The sequence below is a fragment of the uncultured Butyricimonas sp. genome (assembly GCF_959596855.1).
Lineage (GTDB): Bacteria > Bacteroidota > Bacteroidia > Bacteroidales > Marinifilaceae > Butyricimonas > Butyricimonas muris.
On record NZ_CAUFYA010000018.1, the window covers coordinates 71,494 to 88,488 of the forward strand.

12 protein-coding genes, 1 tRNA gene and 1 pseudogene are annotated in these 16,995 nt (G+C 46.1%); 3 read left to right on the forward strand and 11 right to left on the reverse strand.

Going from position 1 to position 16,995, the window contains the following annotated elements; all coding sequences use genetic code 11:
- Positions 1 to 17: 17 nt before the first annotated feature.
- From Q5866_RS09850 to Q5866_RS09890, 9 genes are all read right to left on the reverse strand, one after another.
- Positions 18 to 647 carry a class II aldolase/adducin family protein gene (locus tag Q5866_RS09850; protein WP_303179988.1) on the reverse strand — a complete coding sequence of 210 codons (630 nt, stop codon included), beginning with the start codon at positions 645 to 647 and terminating at the stop codon, positions 18 to 20.
- 69 nt (positions 648 to 716) lie between these two features.
- Complete coding sequence (locus tag Q5866_RS09855) at positions 717 to 2,078, reverse strand: trypsin-like peptidase domain-containing protein (protein ID WP_303179989.1); 1,362 nt, start codon at positions 2,076 to 2,078, stop codon at positions 717 to 719.
- 4 nt (positions 2,079 to 2,082) lie between these two features.
- Positions 2,083 to 3,174 carry a thioredoxin family protein gene (locus tag Q5866_RS09860; RefSeq protein WP_303179991.1) on the reverse strand — a complete coding sequence of 364 codons (1,092 nt, stop codon included), beginning with the start codon at positions 3,172 to 3,174 and terminating at the stop codon, positions 2,083 to 2,085.
- A gap of 61 nt (positions 3,175 to 3,235) precedes the next feature.
- Positions 3,236 to 4,819, reverse strand: a complete 1,584-nt coding sequence (locus Q5866_RS09865) for a PKD-like family lipoprotein (RefSeq protein ID WP_303179993.1) — start codon at positions 4,817 to 4,819, stop codon at positions 3,236 to 3,238.
- Positions 4,820 to 4,837: 18 nt separating this feature from the next.
- Positions 4,838 to 5,662 (reverse strand): DUF4843 domain-containing protein, encoded by an 825-nt coding sequence (locus tag Q5866_RS09870; RefSeq protein ID WP_303179995.1) that lies wholly within the window; start codon positions 5,660 to 5,662, stop codon positions 4,838 to 4,840.
- A gap of 18 nt (positions 5,663 to 5,680) precedes the next feature.
- The gene (locus tag Q5866_RS09875; protein WP_303179997.1) at positions 5,681 to 7,075 is read right to left on the reverse strand and encodes a RagB/SusD family nutrient uptake outer membrane protein; all 1,395 of its coding nucleotides are present in this window, start codon (positions 7,073 to 7,075) and stop codon (positions 5,681 to 5,683) included.
- A 16-nt stretch (positions 7,076 to 7,091) separates the two neighbouring features.
- Positions 7,092 to 10,430: a SusC/RagA family TonB-linked outer membrane protein gene (locus Q5866_RS09880; protein ID WP_303179998.1), complete on the reverse strand. Its 3,339-nt coding sequence runs from the start codon at positions 10,428 to 10,430 to the stop codon at positions 7,092 to 7,094.
- Between the two features lie 109 nt (positions 10,431 to 10,539).
- Complete coding sequence (locus tag Q5866_RS09885; protein ID WP_303180000.1) at positions 10,540 to 11,706, reverse strand: FecR family protein; 1,167 nt, start codon at positions 11,704 to 11,706, stop codon at positions 10,540 to 10,542.
- Positions 11,707 to 11,795: 89 nt separating this feature from the next.
- Positions 11,796 to 12,374, reverse strand: a complete 579-nt coding sequence (locus tag Q5866_RS09890; protein ID WP_099291748.1) for an RNA polymerase sigma-70 factor — start codon at positions 12,372 to 12,374, stop codon at positions 11,796 to 11,798.
- Between the two features lie 131 nt (positions 12,375 to 12,505).
- Here Q5866_RS09890 and Q5866_RS09895 point away from each other — a divergent pair, with 131 nt between their 5' ends.
- On the forward strand, positions 12,506 to 13,423 hold the full coding sequence (locus Q5866_RS09895; protein WP_292270182.1) for a DMT family transporter: 918 nt from the start codon (positions 12,506 to 12,508) through the stop codon (positions 13,421 to 13,423).
- Positions 13,424 to 13,691: 268 nt separating this feature from the next.
- On the opposite strand, the gene Q5866_RS09900 is transcribed toward Q5866_RS09895, so the two are convergent.
- Both Q5866_RS09900 and Q5866_RS09905 read right to left on the reverse strand, forming a co-directional pair.
- Entirely contained in the window at positions 13,692 to 15,623 is a 1,932-nt protein-coding gene (locus tag Q5866_RS09900; protein WP_303180001.1) for an ATP-binding protein, read from the reverse strand.
- 156 nt (positions 15,624 to 15,779) lie between these two features.
- Entirely contained in the window at positions 15,780 to 16,256 is a 477-nt protein-coding gene (locus Q5866_RS09905; RefSeq protein WP_099291745.1) for a Dps family protein, read from the reverse strand.
- Between the two features lie 302 nt (positions 16,257 to 16,558).
- Here Q5866_RS09905 and Q5866_RS09910 point away from each other — a divergent pair.
- Together Q5866_RS09910 and Q5866_RS09915 are read left to right on the forward strand one after the other, a co-directional pair.
- Positions 16,559 to 16,633, forward strand: a tRNA-Val gene (locus tag Q5866_RS09910).
- Positions 16,634 to 16,728: 95 nt separating this feature from the next.
- Positions 16,729 to 16,995 (forward strand): annotated as a pseudogene (locus Q5866_RS09915) (Crp/Fnr family transcriptional regulator); the annotation flags it as partial.

Consider the following 16,995-nt stretch of genomic DNA (forward strand, 5'->3'; position numbering starts at 1 on the left):
TACAAAGATGCAAATAATTATCGAGAATTTAAACGTAATCTCTTCAAATTCTCGACATCTTTTTTTCCAAGTACCTCATATCTACCTCTACTTTGAACGATAATCCGGCACGCCATCTCGAAAAATAACGCCCGTTGAAGCACATCGTCAAAATCCTTCCCGCATACCACCTGCCCGTGATTACTCATCAGCACCGCATCGTGTTCCCGCATACCGTCAATCACCGCTTGCGCCAATTCCGGTGAGCCGGGACAATAATAAGGAATAACAACAATCTCCCCCACGTGATAAGGCACCTCCAATGTCACGTTAAAACTTTCCGGCTTCTCCTTCATGCACGCTACAACAGTCGCGTACTCTGATTGAAAATGCAACACCACGTTCACGTCCGCCCGCTCCCGCATAACCCCCAAATGAAAAACACACTCCATGGAAGGTCTTACCCCGTTCTCCGACAGCCCGCTCACCACATCACATACCGCCACCCGCTCCCCTGTCAAAACAGGCAACCACGAACCAGTCCCCGAAACGAGAGCCTTCTCCCCGACTCTCCATGACAAATTCCCGCTGCTGCAAAGCATCAACCCTGCCTCACCATACCGGTGCGCTTGGGTCACAAAGTACTCTATATTCTCTTCTGTGATCATAACAAGCGCAAATAACGTGAATTAATTCAAAAAAAACAAGCAAGGGAGAAGGTGTCAAAAAAGCACGCGTTATATCTTTTTTAATTTCAACAAATACTTTTCCGTTTCCGAATCCGAAGGACGTGTCATATTCAACTCCAACACCCGTCCCTTGGGATCCAACAATATAAAGCGGGGAATCCGGTCTGCCCTGAACGCCTTTAAAAACGACTCATTACCGGCAATCCACCACTGTACACCTCCCATCTTTCCCATTTCCAAAGCCCCCGTCCAACGCCATTCTATATGATCACAAGAGATTCCGATAAAGACAATATTCTTCCCCTCCATCTTTTTCTCCAACTCCTGCAAATAGGGATACTCCTTCCGACACGGGTAACACCACGACGCCCACACGTCTATAAAAACATACTTCCCCTTCAACTCCGACAACGTATGCTCTTTCCCTTGAGCATCCTTAAACACGAACTCCGGACATTTATCCCCTTTTTTCAATTCTGTCGTATCCACTCCATTCCCGGCTTTCACAACTTGCTCTTTTCCCATCAACCGCACGATCGAACTCACCGGGATACACTCCTTTATCCCCATCTGTCTATCCGTCGGCTGTTGGTCTACATAATATATCGGATGAAGGCACGACACTATGGCAATCATATTTCCCCGGTCATCCATAATCGGTCCCCCGCTGGAACCCTTTGCAAAATCCGCCGTAATCTCCACCCGGTTTCCAAAGGGATTGCCCGCCTCCTTTGTAAACGTGCGGGATACTACCCCGGTCGTGTACACGTAGGGATACCCTGCCGGATTCGTTAAAGCATGCACGTTCTCCCCTACCGCGATATCCTGTCCTATCGGCATCGGCACCAATCTGTCACCCCGGGTATCAATCTTGAAAAAAGCCAAATCCCCGCTCCGGCTATAACTGAGAATCGAGGTTATCGAATATACTTTTCCCGCCTCCGTCGCCACGAAAAGAAGACTATCCCGCAAATCCAACCGTGCCGCGGTATCAATCAATTGCCAAAACACGTGCCAATTCGTCACGCACACCCCGTCTTCCGACAACACCACCGCTGTTGCCCACGGCTCAATCGCCTCCGGACGTGTCGTGGCACGCAAATACTTGAACATCATCAACACACTCTCCCGCCTCTTCTCGACAATCTCCCCCGGCTTCAATTCCCGTTTCCCGGCAGGACAAGCCTTCATATCCACCGGCGTGCCCTCCGCCAACGTTTGACACTCCCGCTTTAACGTACTCATCCCCTTGAACAAAGAAGTTGCCCCCGGGCGTTTCAACGAATCGAGTATCGTCCACCCCAACCGGCCATAATCCCGGTAAACCACCTTTTGCGCCTGACTTCCACTCATTCCCCAAAAAAGGACAAACAAACTAAAGCCCAACCATTTAAAATAACGTCTTTCCATCCGATTACTTTTTCTCTAATGCATACGGGATAAAATTCCCTAGTGCAAACTTAAACTTATCATTTGTCGTTTCCGCCAAAAGCTTTTTAGCCAACGCCAGCATTCGTTCCTGCTGCCCGGCATCCCCTTTACCTTTGATCGTCAATGCTAACGGGAAAAAAGCCGCCAATAAATGTTCATGTTCGATCCGCGGAAGATTCTTCTCGCAAGTTGTCAACAACTTCTCTATATCCCCGCTCCGCTGGGCCCGGGCAATCTCGGCAAACATCTTCAAACGGGGTTTACTCGGGAACTTATACCCTTCCATCTCTTTCTCGATAGCGTCAATAGCCTCCACTCCGCTCTGTTTGTCCCGTCCCGTAATCATATTTGTCAACTTTACATCAAAAGCTGTCGCAATCTTCTCGTTCACCCGTTCCTCTCCCACGCTCTTTTGGAAACGAACGGCATTCGCCAACAAATACTCCATGTTCGGGGAACCTACCGGGGTCAATGCCGGATGCTCGTACACGAACCAATAAGCCGTATCCACCCGCTGAGCATCACTCAAATTTTCAAGCAACAAATCCGCTACCTCAAACACCTTCTGATCATCTACCGCCAGTAAAGCCTTAGCGTACTTTGCCAAAAACATCGACTCCCGATCTCCTGCCCCGTATTTCTTGGCAAGCACCCCGATAGCCGTATCCTCATCCAATCCCTCGGCAACCCGTTTGATAAAATCGGCAGCCGTTTCACTTCCCCCGACAATCCGGTGTTGCACCTCCCCACCTGTATTCAAAATCAAAAATGTCGGGAAAGCCGCAATCTCGTATCTCTTAGCAATATCCACGCCTTCCCCTTCCTCTGCATTTATCTTTAAACACACGAAACGGGGATTCAAATACTCCCCCATTTCCACCTTCGGGAATATCATGTTCGCCATATACTTGCAGGGCATACACCACGAGGTGTACATATCTACAAACACCAACTTTTTCTCCGTTTTCGCTTTCTCCAAAGCCTTATCCAGCGCCAACTCCTCAAAATTCGTTTGGGCAAAAGCCCCCGTTTGCAGCATAAAACATGCTGCAATGACATATAAAATCTTTTTCATTACCGTAAAAATTAAATAAAAACGGCACCCGCACGCACCCGCGGGAGCCGTCTTGACAAGATTAACTATACCTGTAAATATTATTAAAAAGCCTCCAATTGGAAGTATACCAGAACATAAAACGTACCTTCCCCTCGCCCCTCATCTCCAGATCCGGCGCTAAGGTCAAACCGCCGTTCACTGACCAATTGAATGAATGTATCGTGTAGCCCGTCCCCGAAGAGGTTGCCACTACCAATCGGTCAAAACGGCTATCATACACGGGCGGACTCCACGTAGATTCATTGTAGTCATAATTATTAGCGATATACTTGCAATAAGTCACCTCTCCCTCGAAAGTATGCACATCCATCACGAATGAATCATTATCAATATCATAGTAAGAAAGTCGGTTATCCTTGATAAAATAGATTTGATTTCTTGTCTGATGCATCGTGTAAAAATCAGCCGAGGCAAAAGCCTCGCAACGGGATACCGGTATCTCCCGGGCAAATCGAATAGGTCCGTGAGTCCCACTATACCACTCATAGGAAGTCAACCCGTACAACAACAAATTTTCCCGATCATCCTTCTTCCGCATCAAAGCGTAAGCCGTTCCATAATTTGTCAAGTGTTCCGGGTCTACACTCCCGTCCGTCTGCCCCATATAAATCAAATCGGCATTCATTCCGCTCGGGGAAATTCGTAATTCATCAAGATCACGATAAGCATTATCGAAATATTTTATCTCCATCGTCGTCGACATATTACCGGAAGCCTGAAGTAACCCGAAAGAAGAACTCAATTCGTCATACACCAACATCGGATTACTATATCCATAACACACCAGATAAGGAGCAAGATGGTAATTCCCCAAAAGCGAGGGCATAAAAGCAGCCGCCCCCCCTTGCATCAAATAAGCCTGACCGCCATATATTAAACTCGCCGAACCGGACAATTTCATATAAGCCTCCATATTTCCGGATGTAAAATCCGGAACTTCGTAAAACAAATCCTCGTTCCTCGCCAATATATTCTCGTCAGCTACCCGATACATCAAAATCTCCTTTTCGCTCACGGGAGTCAAACACACTTGATTCCTTTCCGCACTTCCCGTTTCCGGGTTATACCACAGGTAATTATCCGTACTGAGCAACGATACCGGACGCCCCCGCATCGGCTCGCCCAAAGCCAACGACAACACATCCGTGGCGAACTCTGTCCCATCCGCTTGTACCAGCGAAAGATCCATATCCGTGTTCCCGTCGACAGTTTCCTTCAGAATCAACCATCCCCTGTCAATTCGGGGAACAATCGTGTACGAAAACGAAAGAAGCGCTTGAATCCCCGTTTCCACGTGAGTCGCTTCCACTTGCAATGTGACAGAACCGATCGTATCTACCCGCCACTCCAACCGGGAATCCTCCGAAATCAATTCCGCCTCCGAACCGTGATAACGATACCAGTTATAAGTACACTCGACCTCCTCTCCTCCCATCGTACACGTGGGAGAAACACGAATCGGCTCCCCGGTTTTCACTGAACCGTTAGCTATATTTCCGATCGCCAGATTCGGCAAACGATGAATGGTGTTTTCCTTGTCATAACAACCCGTCAACAAGAGTCCCGCCATCAAGACTATCACCAGAATATATATATATTTCATATCTTTTCTTTTTATCATTTACCAATAAGCCACAGTAGGGAATACCAATTCCGAATCGGGATCATCGGGATCTTCCCTCAAAGGCGGCAATCCCTGTTCTGCCCGCTCGGCATTTTCTAATCTCAACTCCCGGTTAAAAACATACAAATAATAATTCCGATCTTCTCTAGTCAACGACTCGATAAATGTATTATCCCAATTTTCTCCGGTCACTCGAATCATAAACTCATGCCTCACACGACTCCACGACCCGGCAAAAAACCAATCATCCCACGCGCTCGGTCTTGATATACAATCCGCTATCCGTAACACGATATTACTATGCGCCTCGTCTCCCGCCGTCAAATCCTCGGAATCCGCGATACGGAAAAAAAGCGTGTACGTCGTGTCGCGCAAAGACTCGTCCCGCAACACAATCACCGGAATCCGGGCTTCCAACTGCCCCGGTTCTAAAACCAAATGTTCAGCCATTCGCTCGTCATCAAAAGAAACATAATGCACGCCTGCTTCCGCCTGACGAGGAAGTACCCGTAAAACAGAGTCTGTTACCAAACCATCATTTCCATAAATATATACCCATTCCTGCCCCTCGTACTGTTCCAATTTAATCCGGCTACTCTTCTTCGGCAACATCCCCTGCGGACGCACGGTAAACCACACCGTATCCAACGCCAGATTCTCGTCTTTCCCGACGAACGAATAACTGTAAACATTAGGATTTAGAGAACTTTCATTCAAAACAAACTGCACTCCTCTCCAGCCACTACCGTAACCGGGCAACGTCTCCTCGCAGGCAACACAACAAAAAGCCACACACAAGGATAATATTAATACACGTATCATAAATTACTCCTTTCTTTATTAATTTTCAGTCGTACTTAACTCACGCAAAGGCAAAGGCAAAACGTAATCATCAACCCCGTTCTCCCGGTTTGACCAACGCATAGTCACAGCCCCAAAACGCTTATACACGAAAAACATCTGTCCCTCGGCCAAGAACTCTTTCAAGTATTCCAATTGAATAACCTCTCCCCGGTTAGCCTCCGTCAACTCGGTTGTTTCCACCCCTCTGGACGCCAAAAAATCCGTGTACATCGTGTTCGCTTCCGTCAAGTCGGCACACTCGGCAATAATCAGATACATTTCAGCTAGACGAAGCAACGGTACACTCGAATACGGGGCAGGATTTTCCGTGTCGTAAGAAGCCATATTACCGTATTTATTCGGCGAGCGATAATCCCCCCTCGCGGCGTACCACAATTGAGAACGAATATCCGACGAGGGATACAAAGCTGCTATTCTAGCCGAAGTCTGTGAAAAAGCCGGACTATTCCCGTCCGCGATCATATTATCGGCAAATTCTTCAAGACTCAACCCGAATAACTGTTCCGAAGAATACAACACGCGGTCATACCGGTTAAAATCCTCTTGCGTACCTAAAACAAACACGCCCACGCCACTCTCGTTGACAGCATCCCGAACCAACCGGGCATAACGCAAAGCTTCCTCCCGCTCACCCAACCACAAATGCACCCGGGCCTGCAAACCCAACACGGCATAATAATTCATCCGATTTTTACGATTAGCACCGTAAGTAGACTGATACGCGTTCCCGGCAACCGCGGGATCCACTCGTTGCAATAATAACTCGGCGGAATCCAAATCCGTGCGAAGTTGAGCCATATAATTCCGGTAATTCGAATACGAATAGTTCTCCAGTTGCACGTTCAACACGTAAGGCAAATACAAATAATTCTCGTTCACCTGCCCCGGCATCGGTCCCCACAGGCGGATCAGATCAAAGTGAATAAAAGCCCGCATTCCCAAAGCCTCTCCCCGGTATAAATCCCGCTCTCCGCTCGACAACACGTTATCTTGCCCGTCTATATGCCTCAACAAATTATTCAAATTAGCTATAATCTCGTATTGATTCAGAAACAGCCTCGACAATGTATTCTCCACCAAATCAGCACGGTAGTCATGCACCACGTACTCGTAAGCCGTACCGCTCTCCGCGTTCGTGTACCATAAGTTAGCCATATATTCCGTGGCTCCCAGTACCATAGGTCCGTCCGGGGAATAATTATTCCGCATCAAAGTATAACATCCGATAAGGGCATCATAAAATCCCCCTTGTGTCTTGAACATATCCTCCTCCGTTATCTGTGTTTCCGGCTGAATCGTCAACCAATCCGAACAACCCGACAACCCGAATAACACACAGGACAGTATTAATAAATTTCTCATTTTTTTCATAACGCGTTCAAATTAGTTAGAATGTACATGATATTGAAAACGATGGTTTCACGGAAAACGGATAGGCTGTCCCTCGCTCCTGCTCGATCGTGGAAAGATACCACAAATCCATCATACTGGCAGACAAACTTAACCGCTCCATTCCCATGTATTTACACATCCGCCGGGGAAAATCGTATTGTATATTAATATTTCTCCAGATAAAAGTCGATTCATCCATCACAAACCGGTCAATAGCCGGAGTATTCCGGGTATTTGCCAGTCCTTTATAACGTGTCACGTCACCCGGCTTCTCCCAACGCTCGGACAACACACGCTTATCGACATTCACCCGCGCATAAGCATTCTCCACTTTATTCAACAACGTCGAATTAAGCTTCTGTCCGCCCAACCGTAACTCGAAACCGGTATTCACCGAGAAGGATTTATAACGGAACATCGTACTGAAACGAGCGTTCACCTTCGGCGTCTCATTACCCACCTTATACTTGGCACGTATATCCAAAGTCGAAGAAACCCGCCCGTAACGGTCCACGTAAAGTACTTCCCCCGTGGCAGCATCCACTCCCGGTGAAATATGCACGTATATGGCATCCATCGACTCTCCTTCCCGGTATTGTAAATAAGTATCAGCCGCACTCTGGTGATTTACCTGCTCCTCGATCTGCCGTTTCATCTCATCGGAAAGCGACACGATCTTGTTCTCGTTCCACGACATGGCTCCCCGCACCGACCACATGATATTCTGGTTACGCAACAAATTCACGGAAAGATTTAATTCTCCCCCGACATTCCGAAGAGTCCCGACATTTTCCGCATAATTCTGGAATCCATGTGAATAGGTCAATCCCACGTCTGAAATATAATTTTTTGTTTCTTTGCGATAATAGTTTCCCTGAATAGACAAAATCTCGTTGAACAAAGTCAAGTCCACGCCGATATTATGCTGGTAGGTATCCTGCCAACGTAAATTCGCGTTTCCGATCCCTTTCAGCGTGGCACCCATATCGCCATTATATCGTTGATCCCGGTCATACTCGTATGTCGTCAAAGCCTTGTAAGGATCACTGGGCAAAGCACTGGTCACCCCGTAAGAGTAACGCAAACGCAACAAATTCATCCAAGGAAGATTCTCCTGAATAAAATTCTCCTGACTGACCGTGTAGCCAAAACCCAATGACCAGAACGGCGCGAAACGATTTTGTGAACCGAAAGAAGAAGATCCGTCCAAACGATAAGAGAAATCGACAAAATAACGACTGTCAAAATTATAATTACCCGTCATCGTGAAACCAACCCGACGACTCTGAGTATCCGTGGCAGACGGACGTTCCGTGGCAAATCCCGCCGCGTTGGAAATATCTGTCAGTTTATCGTTGGCAAATCCTCGTACCCACAAAGAATAACCTAAATTTTTCGTATCGAACAAACTCCCGTCTAAACCCAAAAATACACTATGCCGCCCGAACGTATTCCCGTAACTGCCCGTAAATCCCAATTGCCATGAATGCATCTCGCGATATCCCCACGTGTAACTTCCCGCCGCATCAGGATCGGTCGTATTAATAAAATCATTACTGGATTTCGGGACGAAACGGTCATCACGGTCAGTTTGACTGGTATACCCGAAATTCGTGGATAATTTCACTCCCTTCACCACATCCCACTCGACACGGAAAGTATTTCGGATATTAGTATATTTAGTCTTATCAAATTTATTAATGGAAGCTTCCCACAAAGGATTTGCTTGAGGGACAACATTCGTTTCCGAACCAAAAGTACTAAAAAATTGCACGAGCCGCCCTTCCTCATCGTAAGGATACCAATAAGGATTCAACGTCACGTAATCAGAAAAAGTCCCGTACGGACTCTCCTCGGAATTATTCAACCCCAAGGAAAAAGTATTCATAAAACGGAATTGTTTAAGCAAATAACTGATGCTCAACGTCCCGTTGAAATTATTCCTGTAAGATCCTTTCATGGCTCCTGCCACACTATTGTAAGACAAATTCATCGTGTAACGGAATTGCTCGTCACCACCCCCGAAATCCAGATTATAATTCTGTCCGATACCCGTACGCACCGGTTTACCAATCCAATAAGTATCCACACCCTCGGCAATTGCCCGCACGTTCTGCCTGTACAATTCCATACGTGCCGCGCTATTATACAATCCCGCGCGTACCTCCAGATCCAACTTCTCTTCCGCGTTCAACAAATTATAACTTGACAAATCGGGAATCTCCACGTTCAAGCCGGCAGAAACAGAAACCCGCAACTTCCCTTGACGTGGTTTCGTCGAAGTGATCACTACCACCCCGTTCGCCCCCCGCGAACCGTAAAGTGCCGTAGAACTAGCGTCTTTCAATATCGTCACCGACTCCACGTCCGACGGGTTCAAGTCCATCACCCGCTCCAAAGTCACCTCGAAACCATCCAGCACGAACAACGGTTGGTTCAACTCTGCCCGGGCATACGACTGCAAATTCGTGATATCCGGCAAACCGGAAATACCCCGGATCTGAATCTCCGGCAAGATATTCGGGTTTGACCCGTACGTGTTATTCTCCCGAATCACGAAAGCCGGATCTATATTATTCAACGTCTGCAACAAATTCCGGTTCCCGTAATTCATAATATCCTCCTTCGTGATATGCGTCACCGCTCCCGTGAAACTCTCTTTCGGCTTATTAAAGATACCGGTCACCACCACCTCGTCAATCTCCGCCAAATCATTTTTCAGCGTAATATTCATGGGCTTATTATTATCTCGCACACGTACTTCCTGCTTCTGAAAGCCGACATACGAGAAAATCAAAACTAAAGAATCCCGTTTCGGCAAATCAAAATTAAACTTACCCTCCAAATTTGTAGTAAACCCAAGCATCGTACCTTTCACCTGAATCGTCACCCCCGGTAACGTCATTCCGTCCGAATCCTTCACCGTACCCGTCACCGTGATTTTCTTCAGCGTATCGGTAGCCACCAGTGCCCGCACGTAATGAATCACCACGAAGTTGTCCGAAATCTCGAACTTCACGTCGCTTCCCTTGAAAATTGTCCGCAAAGCTTCTTCCAGTGTCGCATCAAAAAAATTGACATTCACTCGTTTCGCCACGTCAATCTTGGAATTGCTGTAAAAGAAATCCATCTTCGTCGACTCCGCGATTTTGTTCAGTACCTGCTCGATCGTGGCATCCCTCATTTTCAAGTTGATGCGTGCCGTTTGCGAATACACCGCCGCCGACAAATGCATCACGCACACCAAACATAAAATACCTGTTATTCGCATGACCAATAAAAATTTTTTTAGCCATCTGGGGGGATTAATCCCCAAATCACAATTTTTTTTCATACATTTGTTTTTAAGGTTTATAATTTGTCTTGTCCTCCATCGCCAAACGTCGGACAAGACGCTTATTTATCAAGTGCCGGGAATGTCGCTATACATTCCCGGTATTTATTCATCCTTCCGAGATAACAATCGTTTTTCCCTTCACGCTGAAACGTACCGGACTCGTGCTCTCTATCATCCGTATCAAATCATCCAACGGCTTGAATTTCACCATGCCACCCGTGAAACGAGTCCGTTTCACGTTCTCGTTCGTGAAAAATATCTCCACATCATACCAACGGGAAATCTGTTTCGCTATCTCCTCCAACTCCACGTTATTAAACATGAACCTGCCATCTATCCACGAAGTGTACAACCTCACGTTCACCTCCCGTTTTTCCAACTCGCCCGCTTCCCCGTACGCCTGCTCTCCCGGAACCAGAGTAATGGGTTTCTGTGTACCGGAAGCCACTTCCACACTACCATCCACCAGCGTGGTCGAAACCACCTCGTTATCCGTGTAAGCGTTCACGTTAAACCGGGTTCCCAGCACCTTCACGTCCATTCTGGAAGTCTCCACGATAAAAGGCTTACCCTCATCCCGTGCCACCTCGAAAAAAGCCTCACCCGACAGCACCACCCTTCTCTCCTTGCCCGTGAAATTTTGAGGGAATATCAACTTGGTCGCCGAATTCAACCATACCCTCGTCCCGTCCGCCAACACAATCTGATACTCCCCCCCTCTCGGAACAACCAACTCATTCATCCTCTCTTCCCGTGAAGTCACGACAGTATCCTCCCGGGAATAACGTAACAAGCGATTCGAATCCACTTCCACCCGAACATTCTCGCCTCGCGCAATCAACATATTCCCGGACGTACTATCCAACACCACGGTCTTCCCGTCAAAAAGTTTCAACACGGCACGCTCCGCCCCCGGGCGAGCCACCTCGCCGAATTGCCGATGCAAAACAATCTTTTCTTCTTTCAACCCCTGCCACAAAGCAAAAGCAATACCCAACGGCAAAACAAACATCGCCGCATACTTCCACCACGCGTGCAACCCGATCCGTTTTCCCCCGCGTACTTTCAATCTCCTTAGCGTACCCTCCACGTCCGGGTTAAACTCCCGCCGCAACAATTTCGCTTGCTCGTGCAATCTCCGCATCTCATCGAAAATCACCCGATGCTCCCCGTCAGCTTCCAACCAACCCGACAATTCCCTCTCTTCCTCTTCTGACAACACGTCATCGAGTTTACCGGAAATCAATTCATATACCCTGTCTTCAATTTTCATTCTCTATGGTTTTTACATAGAGTACTGCAAAACACGAAAACAGGGTGAAGAAAAAAATGATTTTTTTTGAAAAAAATATCCGAATATAATTACCTCCTCCCGTAAAGCAACAAGAAAAGAGTAAACTGTCCCCGTTGTAAACTTTCCCTCAAAGTCTTATAGGCAATCTTAACCTGAGTCTTCACCGTGTTCACCGAAATATCCAAAGCCTCAGCCACCTCCCTGTACTTCATATCTTCCAACACCACCAATTTAAAAACGGTCTTACACTGCAAAGGCAATTTCTCGATCTCCCCCCACAAACGATTCAACTCCGCACTTTCGAACTCGACAACCTCTTCGGGTGCCTCCAACTCCTGTTTCAACCCCTCCAAATCAACACGTTCCCGCCTATCTTTCAAGAACGTGAAGCAAGCGTTACGCGTGGCAACAAACAAATAACTATCAATGGATTCACCTTCCGCGATCCGGGCACTCTTCTGCCATATCTTCTCGAAAATCTCCTGCACGATATCCTCCGCCACATCGAAATGCACGACAAACGTGGCGGCAAACCGACACAAATTCTTGTAACGAGTACGGAAGAGAAAATCGAAAGCAGCCTCTTCTCCCGCTTTCAAATCTCTCGTCAAAATCGCCATGTCCCGATATTTCAAATTCTCTTCCATTCGCTTGCATCAATTAAACTCGACACTCCCAAAAATCCACATCCGAAATTGATTTTCAAAATTAATAAAATCCCGGAACAAATCTCTGATTTTAGTCCTACTTTTGTAACGAACATTTAATTCAAGTTCACATGACCAGAGAAAAATGGCAAGGACACATCGCTATTCTGATGACAAACGTCATCTTCGGATTGAACACCCCTATCGCCAAAACATTAGTCCCGGAATGGATTCACCCGTTTGCCCTCACGCTGGTCAGGATGTCATGTGCCACCTTGATTTTCTGGAGTATCTCCTTGTTTCTGCCACGAGAAAAAGTAAGTTTTAAAGATTTGACAATACTCTTCTTCGCCGCCCTCTTCGGGCTTATCGGGGCACAATTGTCCTTTGCCGTCGCCTTGCAATACTCCTCGCCCGTCAACATCTCCCTTATCGCCGCCATGACTCCCGTCATCGTTATGCTCATGGCAGCCGTGTTCCTGAAAGAACCTATCACCGGCAAAAAAGCAACCGGAGTATTTATCGGGGCTTGCGGGGCATTGCTATTAATACTTCAATCCACTCCCGCGGGTGGCGGGAGCAATCACACGCTCGGCACTCTTCTCTGCATCGTGAATATAGTGACTTATGCCACGTACCTGATCATCACCCGCACCATATCGCGGCGTTACTCCCCGGTCACTTTAATGAAATGGATGTTTCTCTTTGCCGCGCTCGTTGCTCTCCCCCTTGGCCTCGACAAACTCGGCGAATCCAAAATATTCATGACACCCGTGCTTGACCTGAACGCCCTGCTACGCCTCGCGTACATCGTCATCATGGCAACCGGGGTCGCTTACCTGCTCGTACCCATCGCCTTGAAACGTATCCGCCCGACCACTGTCAGCATGTACAACAACGCCCAACCGATCATCGCCTCGATCGTTGCTATCCTCATCGGACAGGATAGCTTCACGTGGGACAAACCCGTCGCCGCCCTCCTCGTGTTCCTCGGCGTCTACCTCGTGACACAAAGTAAATCACGAGCCGATATCGAGAAACAATCGTAATTTGTACCTGTTCTGAACAAAGGGAATACATGCACGATTCTCACGGGGTTCGTAGTATAATTCCGGTGTAATTCCGCATCACTTCCGTCATGAACGCTATAGGAACCCTATAGGAACCCTATACGAACGCTATATATAATAGCGTTCTTACAGGGAAGTAAAAGCTAAATTAAAACTTTATATGCACTATTAAACCGGAAGTGATCCCCTATTCCTGCGGAAATCACACGGGTAACGAGTAGGATTACACCCTAACCTATACTATCTATTATAGAAGTCTATCCCCCGGTTTCAAGGGCAAAGTGAACCAGAAAGTACTTCCTCTCCCTTCCTCGGATTCCACGCCAATAGTACCTCCCAGCTTATTTACGATCGTCTGGCATATCGCTAATCCTAATCCGGTTCCGTTCGAGAAACTATCCAATTTGATAAATCGTTTGAAAATATCGGTTTGCTTATTTGTCGGGATGCCCCTACCGGTATCGGAAACAAAAAAACGTAACTCATCCCCCCGTTGCTCGTAACCGAAATGCACGTGTCCCTTATTCGTGAATTTCAATGCGTTGCTCATAAAATTGGATAATACCTGCAATACCCTGTTTTTCTCCGTGTACACGATACACTCGTCATGACGGGAGATAAAAGCCACCTCTATATCCGGATTATCGACTATTTTCTGGCGATTACTTAACTCGAGACTTCGTAGCAATTCATTCATATCCACCATCGTGTAAACAAATTCCAACGTCCCTGCCTCAATTTTGGACAAATCCAGTATATCACTGATCAATTGTAACAACAACTCGTTATTCCGTTGAATAATATCTATATACTCTTCTCTCTCCGTCCGGTCTTCCGTCTGTGTCAATAATTCGCTGAATCCCACGATAGCGTTTAACGGCGTACGAATCTCATGGCTCATGTTTGACAGGAACATCGATTTCAATTTATCGGAATTCTCCGCGGCCTCTTTCGCCCGTATCCACTCTTTCGCCACTCTGCGCCTTTCGGTTACATCCTCGTATTTCAACACGACACCCCGCGGTTGCCTGCCATCTTCCGCGGACACGGGAGTCGCCACAACTTCAACAAACACATCGCCTTCCAGTTCCAATTCCTTTGTTTCCACTTTACCGGAAATCAAAGCCCGCTGCATCACACAGCCGGGACAAGGTTCCTCTCTGCCCATAACGTTCCGGTAACAACATACCCCTTGTTTGTATTTTCCGGCTAAAGGATGCGTGGAATACTTGGCCAAATTTTCCCACTCCACGATATAATCCGTGTTCACGTATACCAATCCGCTATTCGAGTGATCCAGTATCAACTGATTGATCTCTTGTATTTGCCTCAAATTTTGATTCGCCTTTTGCAATTGCTCCTGCACCCCGATCAAATCGGAAATATCCCAACGGGTCGCTAACAACCAATGATGAACGTCGTTTGCCACCATGTTTTTGTTCACGATCGAAACGTGTTTCACGCCATCGGGGGTCACGTACTCCTCTTGTTCCCGGTACGAACCGCCATTCTTTATAATCTCGAAATCTATTTCCCTATACTGACGTCCCCGTTCTTCACCGTAAATTTCAATATCATTTTTCCCGAGAACTTCTTCCCGGGTATATCCTCCCAGTAGCTCGCATTGTTTATTCCAAAAAATATATTTCAGATCGTCCTCGATATCTTTAATAATCAATGGCATCGGCATATTATCCAAAACAGCGTTCAACAGCCGCTCGTTCTGCTTGATTTCAGCCTCCGTCTTCTTACGTTCCGTGATATCCCGCTCGAAACAAGCGACGAGATTATCCTCCACCCGCTTGAAACGTCCCTCGTAAAGTATCTTTTTCCCGTTCATCGTTACCGAATACTCGGACTCGCGCACCTCGCCCGTCAATAAAGCCTCTTGTATATTAGCGGTCACGTCCTCCACGCACTCCGGGTCAACACAATTCTTCAAGTTTCTCCCGATCAACGCCTCAACCGGTAACGACAATTTCGAGGCGTCGGCATTATATATCTTTTGTATATCCAGTTTGTTATCCACCATGAAAATCATATCCGGCACAGAGCTGATGATCCTCTCCGGCATCGTTTCTGCCATACCGTCACGCACTTCGGACATCCTTCTTTTATAGTAAAGAAAGAAAGCCAGATTACCTAAAGTCACTATTCCGGCAATAATATATTCCCACATGGTGTTGATGAATTAGATTGTTATATAACGCAAATATAGTAATTAAAACATCACCCCAAGGGAGAAGTTGCCGAAAAAGGTTTCTATAGCTGATAAAGAGAAAGGCTACCGGATGATTCCGATAGCCTTCTGTGGTTACAAATTCAAAACTTAAACTTATTCACTTAAAAATGCCCGTAGCATCCACAAAGTCTTTTCCTGTTCGGAGATATAAGGATTGATCATATCCTGAGTACCGTCATCTCCCGCCTCGGCTGCAAGTGCCAGAATCTCTCTTTCCTTCCGGATTAAAATCACGAGGCTGTCCATGATATGCTTCACGCATTCCAACCCGTTGGAAACACCCGTTACTTCTTTGATCTCGGCTACTTTCATGTAAGCCGAGTAAGCGTGTAACGGGGTCCCTTCCAACGTAAGCACGCGCTCAGCAATCTCGTCTATTTTCTCGATAGCGTCATTGTAATACTCTTCAAATTTGGCATGCAACTGGAAGAACCCGCGTCCCTTCACGTTCCAGTGGAAACCTCTCACGTTCTGATAATACAACTGATAGTTTGCCAATAAATCATTCAAATGCTCAACTAATTGTTTTGATTTCTCAACGTCTAATCCGATTAAATTCTTTGTTTTCATATCTATTGATTTTTATTATTATATTTCTCTTTCATTTTTCTATTACAAATGTAAGAAGTATAATAATATAAATCAAATCGATTGTTTTTATAATTACATCTAATAAAATTATAACAACTGCCATTCAATAACATAGAATACAATAAAATCTCTATTTACATGAAAAATAATTTTAAAATGACTTTTCTCTATCATTAAATTCCACATTTAAATAAAACCTTCTTCTTTTTTGAAAAAAAATCGACTAAACTTTTGCAGTATTCAAAAATTGCATTACATTTGCACCCGCAATCAAGCAACACGGGCGCTTAGCTCAGCTGGTTCAGAGCATCTGGTTTACACCCAGAGGGTCGGGGGTTCGAATCCCTCAGCGCCCACTCCCGTAGAGCCGAAAGGCGAAAAGGAAAGACAAAAACCTGTAAGCATCAACAACTTACAGGTTTTCTTTTTATAATCCAGTGACTTTTAGTTTATGCTTTTAGAAAAACTACTTAAAGAATTTAATTTTAGCACCAATACTTTTAATTTGGAGGAATCTAAATTATTCGACCAATATTTTGAACGAATATTAATTAGCAAAGGCACATTCTTGATTAAGGAAGGAGAAATAGAAAGGTATAGTCATTTCGTTTTTGACGGAATATTACGTTGCTGGCTTTTAAATCATAAAGGGGAAGAACAAGTTTTCTGGTTTTGTAAAGAGGGTACGTTTTCAATGTCAAACATATCTTTTACATTA